General features: G+C 50.6%; 8 protein-coding genes. 7 read left to right on the plus strand and 1 reads right to left on the minus strand.

Annotated elements, in window-relative coordinates; translation table 11 throughout:
- The 7 genes from CXF87_RS11100 to cysQ form a co-directional block, all read left to right on the plus strand.
- Positions 1–1538: hypothetical protein (locus tag CXF87_RS11100; protein WP_198556058.1), on the plus strand; the 1538-nt coding region annotated here is incomplete at its 5' end.
- A 163-nt stretch (positions 1539–1701) separates the two neighbouring features.
- A complete protein-coding gene (locus tag CXF87_RS11105; RefSeq protein ID WP_101146681.1) occupies positions 1702–1896 on the plus strand; it encodes a hypothetical protein in 195 nt (64 codons plus the stop codon).
- 290 nt (positions 1897–2186) lie between these two features.
- Positions 2187–2957 carry an amino acid ABC transporter substrate-binding protein gene (locus CXF87_RS11110; RefSeq protein ID WP_101146682.1) on the plus strand — a complete coding sequence of 257 codons (771 nt, stop codon included), beginning with the start codon at positions 2187–2189 and terminating at the stop codon, positions 2955–2957.
- A gap of 96 nt (positions 2958–3053) precedes the next feature.
- The gene (locus CXF87_RS11115; RefSeq protein WP_101146683.1) at positions 3054–3722 is read left to right on the plus strand and encodes an amino acid ABC transporter permease; all 669 of its coding nucleotides are present in this window, start codon (positions 3054–3056) and stop codon (positions 3720–3722) included.
- A complete protein-coding gene (locus tag CXF87_RS11120) occupies positions 3719–4474 on the plus strand; it encodes an amino acid ABC transporter ATP-binding protein (RefSeq protein ID WP_101146684.1) in 756 nt (251 codons plus the stop codon). The genes CXF87_RS11115 and CXF87_RS11120 overlap by 4 nt, the downstream gene beginning before the upstream one ends.
- Positions 4475–4591: 117 nt before the next feature.
- Positions 4592–6157: an ATP-binding protein gene (locus CXF87_RS11125; protein WP_101146685.1), complete on the plus strand. Its 1566-nt coding sequence runs from the start codon at positions 4592–4594 to the stop codon at positions 6155–6157.
- On the plus strand, positions 6157–6933 hold the full coding sequence (gene cysQ, locus CXF87_RS11130) for a 3'(2'),5'-bisphosphate nucleotidase CysQ (protein ID WP_101146686.1): 777 nt from the start codon (positions 6157–6159) through the stop codon (positions 6931–6933). The genes CXF87_RS11125 and cysQ overlap by 1 nt, the downstream gene beginning before the upstream one ends.
- Before the next feature lie 14 nt (positions 6934–6947).
- Here the strand turns inward: cysQ and CXF87_RS11135 are convergent.
- A partial coding sequence (locus CXF87_RS11135) for a GGDEF domain-containing protein (RefSeq protein WP_157826507.1) occupies positions 6948–7419 on the minus strand: 472 nt, incomplete at its 5' end.

Raw genomic sequence — 7419 nt, forward strand, 5'->3', positions numbered from 1 at the left:
TCAATAAAAATAGCGAGCTTTGGTTTGAAGACGATCAAAAGCTGCTGGACATACAGGTGGAAGAGAAACCACCTGAGCCTGAGAAGGGTTTCAATTGGACATTCAATGGCCAAATCGTGGTGCTGGATAATGCCAGTAAGACGCTGAGGAATCGTGCCCTATCACTGATGGTTAAGACAAACGCTTTCGCTATTGTGGCATTTGATCCGCAAAGTCTAATTAAAAAGCCTGAAATTTTTGCCGCTAATGAAAATATCCAGTTATTTCAGCATGCTTTGTTGGGTGATGGACAGCCGCTGACGCTGCATGCGTGTCTTGAGTCAGACCTAAGTAGCACCTTACTACCGCTGCCAGATGAACAATTACCCCCTCATAAACGCATGGGGGCAAAAGTATTAACGACACTTCCTATTAATACTATTGCTTTAGACAGCATTGAGGGTCTAGCCAATTTGGATTGGCTAGTACTAGACGGGCTGAGTGATGCCACTACAATTTTAGAAAACGGAAAACGCGCTTTACAGGATACGCTTTTAATTGAAGTTCAAGTGGCTTTTCAAGCTACTCACGAACGCCAGCCCAACCTTGCCGAGCTACAGCACTGGGGCAGCCGCAACGGATTCCGCTTTTATCGTTTAAATGCTCCACGTCATATCAGTCATTTACCAGAAAGAGTAGCTGCAAAAAAACGCCAAGCCACTGAGCTGGAAAGTGCTGATGCGGTTTTCTTACCCAGTCATCAACGTATGGCAAAGCTGACATACAATCAGCGTATGAAACTTGCTTTCTTACTTCATACTATCTATGGCATACGTGACATGAGCTATGAGTTGCTGGCGGAAGTAGATGTACAAAAAGCAGAAGAGTATTTGATTGCAGAGGGTGTGGTTGAGACTAAGCTACAGCCAACCCCAGATTTTCCTGTGAGTGAAACGCCAGAAAGTCGGGAACAGCAAGTATTTTCATTGCCTGACGCACCGTTTATGTCACTTGCGGAGCGTAAACTGTTCAAGAAAAGCTTAAAAAAAGCACAACACTATTTTGAGTTTGGCTCGGGCGGCTCCACCGTATGGGCAGTAAAGGAAGGCCTTACAGTAAAAGGTGTGGAAAGCGATGCTAAGTGGGTCAATGCGCTGAAAGAAAAGCTGGGTGAAAAATGCCAAGTAGAGGCTGTGGATATTGGCCCGACGAAGGAGTGGGGATTTCCCTTAACTATGCAGAACTTTTCAAATTTTCCGGCATACAGTCAAGCCATTCATCAGCATCTCCAGTCGTTTGATCTTATTCTTGTTGACGGTCGCTTTCGCGTGGCTTGCACAATGTCAGCCATTCAGCACATTCTGAAGCACTCAAAAGAGCCTCAGCAGGCCCGTATTTTTATTCATGATTTCTGGAACCGAGCTCACTATCACGTTGTATTACCTTTTTTGGAAACAGTAGAAAAAGTCGAGTCTGCGGGTCTTTTCAAAATTGCAGATAATGTTAGTCAGGATGCGGTCGCCGCAGTGTGGGAACAATATGCACAACAGCCACAGTAATATGTGGCTGGGGGTTTGAGTCATAAGTCACCAGAAGCTGCACCTCTAATATAGCTTCTGGTGATTGTATACATAGCCATAGTAAAGCATCGGGACGACACTGGGAGTTGGCTCACTAAGATCAATGCGTTTGCACCACTTTTTTGTTAAGAGAAGGTTGAATATGCACCCTGATGAACACGAGCAAGTGGCACTGGAGCTGGAGGCGCTAATCCGTGATACCCAAGCCACCATCGACCGAATCGAAACCTACGGGCTTAACAATACAATGCCCAAAGATTACCAAGCGTTGCTGGATATTTTGGATAACGCCATCAAGCAGCAACGCGCGCATACGCAGGGAATGCTATCGGGCTAATGCGCGAGTGTTGTTTGAAAATCTCGCCAATAGCTAATTTTGACAGCACTTGGTTTTACACGTTACTGCCTCGCTCTCGCATTGAGCCGTCACGGCAAAAATACGCCACACAATTGCTCCCCGTTGTGATTACACCTGTATCAGCTATATTCAAAATAAGAATAAAAATTAACTTTAATATTCTTTTATTCGTTTTTGTCGTAGGGGTAAGATGGTCACTATCAATGCCGCATGACTTTCTATGCGGCTATTCGTATCGTCGGACTATCGACCAACGAGGAAACAGACTCATGCCACTACCACGCAAGTTGACTACCACTCTCGCAGCGCTTTCGCTGAGCGTTACTAGCGGGTTGTTCGCCGCGACTGTCCACGCCGATACACTGCGCGTGGGCATGTCGGGCGGTTATTTCCCCTTTACGTTTGTGGAGCAGGACGAGCTTAAAGGCTTTGAAGTTGATGTGATGAATGCCGTGGGTGAGATCACCGGTGATGAGATCGAATTCGTGACCGCTAGTTTCTCTGGCCTGGCGGGCATGCTGGAGTCTGGGCGTATCGATACCATTGCCAACCAGATTACGATCACCCCTGAGCGCGAAGCCAAATATGTTTTTACTGAGTCCTACGTGTATGACGGCGCGCAGGTTGTGGTGCGGGCGGGTAATGATTCCATTCAAGGCGTTGAGGATCTGTCCGGCAAAAGCGTGGCGGTGAATTTGGGTTCCAACTACGAACAGTTACTGCGTGAGCAGCCGAACGCCGACGAAATCGATATTCGTACCTATGAATCCAACATTGAGCAGGATGTGGCGTTGGGTCGGGTAGAAGCGTTTGTGATGGATCGCGTGAGTGCGACGCAAGTCATTAAAGAAAAAGGCTTGCCTTTGGAGCTGGCGGGGCAGCCGTTCTCGACCATTGAGAACGCGCTACCGTTTCGTGATGACGAAGCGGGCCGCGAGCAGCGCGACCGCGTGGGTGCAGCGCTTGCCGAACTGCGTGAGAATGGCGAGCTACGTGAGATATCGGAAAAGTGGTTTAATACCGACATCACCCAGCCGTAACGTTTAGGCTACTCTGTTTTAACGCGGCCGTGGCATTGCCACGGCCGTTTGCTTATAAGCGGTCTAATCTATGTTTAATTATTATGTTTAATTATTATGCTTAATATCGAATATATGTGGGGGTTGTTGCCGGTTCTGCTGCGCTATCTGCCGCTCACGCTTCAAATGGCGACGATCGCCATGTTCTTTGCGCTGATTCTGGCGTGCCTGCTGGCGGTGGTTCGCGTATCAAAAGTGCCGGTGTTAAACGGGTTTTCGCTGCTGTTTATCTCGTTTTTCCGCGGTACGCCGTTGCTGGTTCAGCTGTTTCTTTTCTACTACGGCCTGCCGCAGCTGATTAGTTCGTTGATCGCGATTACCGGCGTCACCGCTGCGGTGCTAGGGCTAACGCTGCACTTCTCTGCCTATATGGCCGAGTCCATCCGGGCAGCGATTGTCGGGATTGACCGCAGCCAGACCGAAGCCGCGCTCTCCATCGGTATGACCCAGTCGCAGTTAATGCGGCGTATCATTTTGCCCCAGGCAACCCGCGTGGCAACGCCAACGTTGATGAACTACTTCATCGATATGATCAAGGCAACTTCGCTGGCTTTCACGCTAGGCGTCACCGAATTGATGGGCGCGACGCAAAAAGAGGCGGCGGGCAGCTTTCTCTATTTGGAAGCGTTCTTGCTGGTGGCGCTGATTTATTGGGCAGTCGTGGAAGTGCTCTCCTGGGGGCAGCGTCGGTTAGAAATTTACCTGAATAAGGCCTACCAACGATGATTTCGCTGCAAGGCATAACCAAGCGCTTCGGCGGCCACACGGTGTTTAACGATATCGACTTGAGCCTTGCCCAGGGCGAGATCATCGTCATCATTGGCCCTTCCGGTACGGGAAAGTCGACGCTGCTGCGCTGTATTAATTTCCTTGAAAAGCCGGACGCCGGACGCTTGCAGGTAGGCGACCTGAGTGTGGATACCCAGCGCGCCAGCCGGGCAGATATTCTGGCACTGCGCCGCCGCACGGCGTTTGTGTTTCAGAACTACGGCCTGTTCGCCAACAAAACCGCGCTGGAGAATATCAGCGAGGGGATGATCGTGGTGGACAAGCTGCCCAAGGACAAAGCACACGCGCGGGCCAGGGAAATTCTGGAACGCATCGGCCTGGCGGATAAAGCCGATGCTTACCCGGCGTCACTTTCTGGCGGCCAGCAGCAGCGGGTAGGCATCGGCCGCGCCATGGCGGCCAATGCCGATGTAATTCTGTTTGATGAGCCCACTTCGTCCCTTGACCCACAGTGGGTGGAAGAGGTCTTGAGCCTGATGAAGCAATTGGCGGTAGAACGCCAAACGATGATCGTGGTCACTCATGAAATGCAGTTCGCGCGGGAAGTGGCGGATCGCGTGGTCTTTATGGATGAAGGTGGGATCGTTGAACAAGCGCCGCCTGAAGAGTTGTTCACTGCGCCCAAAGATGAGCGAACGCGCCATTTCTTGCGCAAGATTTTGGCGCCTACCGGGCAGGCAGTGCCGTAAATGCGGTGCTGGTTTTTTAGGTGGCACAAGCTAAGTTAATGCCAAGCGTGGCTATGGATGGAAGCAATGCCGTGCATGTTATGCTGACTTTCAGTTCACCTGTTTTTTGAGGTTGCTATGCCAACTGAAAACCGGCTCAAATTGCCTATTGGCGTTCAGACCTTCTCGGATATTCGTGAAGGTGGCTACTACTACGTTGATAAAACACCCGATATTCACCGTCTAACGGAAGAGGGGAAATACTTTTTCCTCTCTCGTCCGCGTCGCTTCGGCAAAAGCCTGTTGCTTGATACCCTGCGCTGCCTGTTTGAAGGCCGCAAAGCGCTGTTTGAAGGGCTGTATATTCACGATAAATGGGATTGGCAAACTGAGCATCCGGTGATTCGTATTAGCTTTGCCGATGGGCATTTGGCTAGTCGTGAAGATCTGGATACCCATATCCGCTATCAGCTGGCTCAGCATCGCGAGCGTCTGGGCATTGTCAGCGAGCGGCCCAAACTAATTGCCAATGATTTTTCGGATCTGATTCGCCGCACTCACCAGAAGTTTGGTCAACGTACGGTAGTGCTGATTGATGAATACGATAAACCAATTCTCGATAATATCTTAGCCCCAGAGCGGGCGCGTGAGCTGCGTGAAGGGCTGAAAAACCTTTACAGCGTGCTCAAAGACGCCGACCCGTATTTACGCTTTGTGCTGTTAACGGGTGTTTCTAAGTTCAGCAAAGTGAGCCTGTTCTCTGGGCTGAATAACCTGAACGACATTACGCTGGATGCGCCTTATGCTTCCATTTGTGGGTACACCGATGAGGATATCGACAGCGTCTTCGCTCCTGAGTTACCGGGATTAGACCGTGCTCAAATCAAGCATTGGTATAACGGCTACCGCTGGGGTGGGCAGGAAGTGACCGCTGTATACAACCCTTTTGATGTACTACTACTGTTCCAAAAGCGCCAGTTTGGCCCCTATTGGTTTGAAAGCGCTACCCCCACATTGTTGGTAGAAATTCTAAAACAACGCGGGGTGTTTACGCCGTCACTAGATCAGCTGGAAACCGAGGCTGAGCTGCTGGGTCGTTTTGATGTTGACCATATCGGTACTGAGGCGCTGTTATTTCAAACGGGATATCTAACCGTTAAGCAGGTGGAAGAACCCATGGTGGGGTATCGGTTATATACCCTAGGCTTTCCTAATCAAGAAGTAGAAACCAGCTTAAACCAAGCGTTACTGCCGGTATTAGGTGTTGAAAACTCAGCGCGTGAGCGCAAAACGCTGTTTACACATTTACGCGCCCATGATTTAGCCGGTCTTGAAACTCATCTTAAAGCCCTTTACGCCGGGCTACCCCACGATTGGTATCGCAACAATCCTATTGCTCAATACGAAGGTCATTATGCCAGTGTCTTTTATAGCCACTTTGCCGCCCTTGGGTTAAGCGTTACGGTGGAAGACGCCAGCCATTTCGGTAAGGTGGATATGACAGTGGATTTCAGTGGTCACCTTTACCTGTTCGAATTTAAAGTGGTGGAGCAGTTGCCAGAAGGCAGCGCACTAGAGCAGATAAAAACCAAAGGCTACGCCGATAAATACCGCGCCCAAGGTAAACCTATCCACTTAATTGGCGTGGAATTTTCCCGCCAGCAGCGCCAAATTGTGGCATTTGATATGGAGACGCTCTCTTAATGCCCACTATCACCCAGTCATTACTAAAAAGCATTGAGCAGTTAGCCTGTGAGGCAGGCGAGGCGATTATGCAGGTCTATCGTCGTGAGTTCAGCGTAGAAATAAAAGCCGATAACAGCCCGCTGACTGAGGCGGATAAAGCGGCCCACGCGATTATTGCCCGTGGCTTGCAGGCGCTTACCCCTGAGGTGCCGGTACTCTCCGAAGAAGATACCCAAGGCTTTAACGGCGCTAACGCTGAGGGCTTTTATTGGTTGGTCGACCCGTTGGATGGCACCAAAGAGTTTATCAAGCGCAATGATGAGTTCACCGTCAATATTGCTTTGATTGCTCAAGGAAAACCGGTGTTGGGTGTGGTGGTTGCCCCTGCCTTGCAGCTTACTTATCTAGCCGCTGAAGGCGTGGGGGCCTTTAAGGTTGGCGCTGATGGGCAGTGGCAGGCCATTCAGGCGTCATTACCGCCGCAAGCGGGGCGGCCTTGGCGCGTGCTGGGCAGCCGTTCGCACCCGAACCCGCGTATGGCAGCATGGTTAGCAGCGCTGGGGGAGTATAAAACTCAACCCATGGGGAGTTCGCTGAAGTCGTGCTTTATCGCGGAAGGTAAAGCGGATGTCTACCCGCGTTTTGGCCCCACCAGTTTGTGGGATACCGGCGCTGCTCAAGCGATTGTCGAACAGGCCGGTGGGCGAGTGGTCACCCTGGACGATCAGCCTTTAAGCTATGCCAATCCCCAGCAGGTGCTTAACCCCGATTTTGTGGTGTGGGGTAAGCGCTAGACTGTGTGCAAGCGCTATTGCGTGTGAATGATGATCTGATTACGGCCGTTTTCTTTCGCTTGATAGAGCCCGATGTCCGCTCTTTTGAGCGCAGGCTTTAACGATTTTTCTTCGGCAAGCACAGGGGTTACCCCCAGTGATGCCGTGATGTTGAGCGCTTGTTGCGTACCTTCATATTCAACCGTGGTGGTCGCTTCTTCAATAGAGGCACGAATTCGCTCTGCCACCTGCTGAGCCTGCTCAATAGCGGTGTTGGGGAGTAACACCGCAAACTCTTCACCCCCAACCCGGCACAGCAAGTCTTCTTGGCGAAGCAGGTCGCTGACTATTTGCGTGAAGTTTTTCAGTACGTCATCGCCCACATCGTGGCCATACTCATCGTTGATGCGCTTAAAGTGGTCAATATCTATTGTGATAAGCGCTATGGGGTGATTTTGGCGCCGCGCCCGTGACATCTCAATTTTTGCTTGGGCTTGTAAGTAACGC

Origin of the sequence: Halomonas sp. MES3-P3E (assembly GCF_002836035.1) — a bacterium.
Lineage (GTDB): Bacteria > Pseudomonadota > Gammaproteobacteria > Pseudomonadales > Halomonadaceae > Vreelandella > Vreelandella arctica.

Bases quoted from the DNA above. Each gene is read 5' to 3' on its own strand.
- cysQ (WP_101146686.1), top strand. From the start codon at position 6,157: ATGCCCACTATCACCCAGTCATTACTAAAAAGCATTGAGCAGTTAGCC.
- CXF87_RS11115 (WP_101146683.1), top strand. From the start codon at position 3,054: ATGCTTAATATCGAATATATGTGGGGGTTGTTGCCGGTTCTGCTGCGC.
- CXF87_RS11110 (WP_101146682.1), top strand. From the start codon at position 2,187: ATGCCACTACCACGCAAGTTGACTACCACTCTCGCAGCGCTTTCGCTG.
- CXF87_RS11105 (WP_101146681.1), top strand. From the start codon at position 1,702: ATGCACCCTGATGAACACGAGCAAGTGGCACTGGAGCTGGAGGCGCTA.
- CXF87_RS11125 (WP_101146685.1), top strand. From the start codon at position 4,592: ATGCCAACTGAAAACCGGCTCAAATTGCCTATTGGCGTTCAGACCTTC.
- CXF87_RS11120 (WP_101146684.1), top strand. From the start codon at position 3,719: ATGATTTCGCTGCAAGGCATAACCAAGCGCTTCGGCGGCCACACGGTG.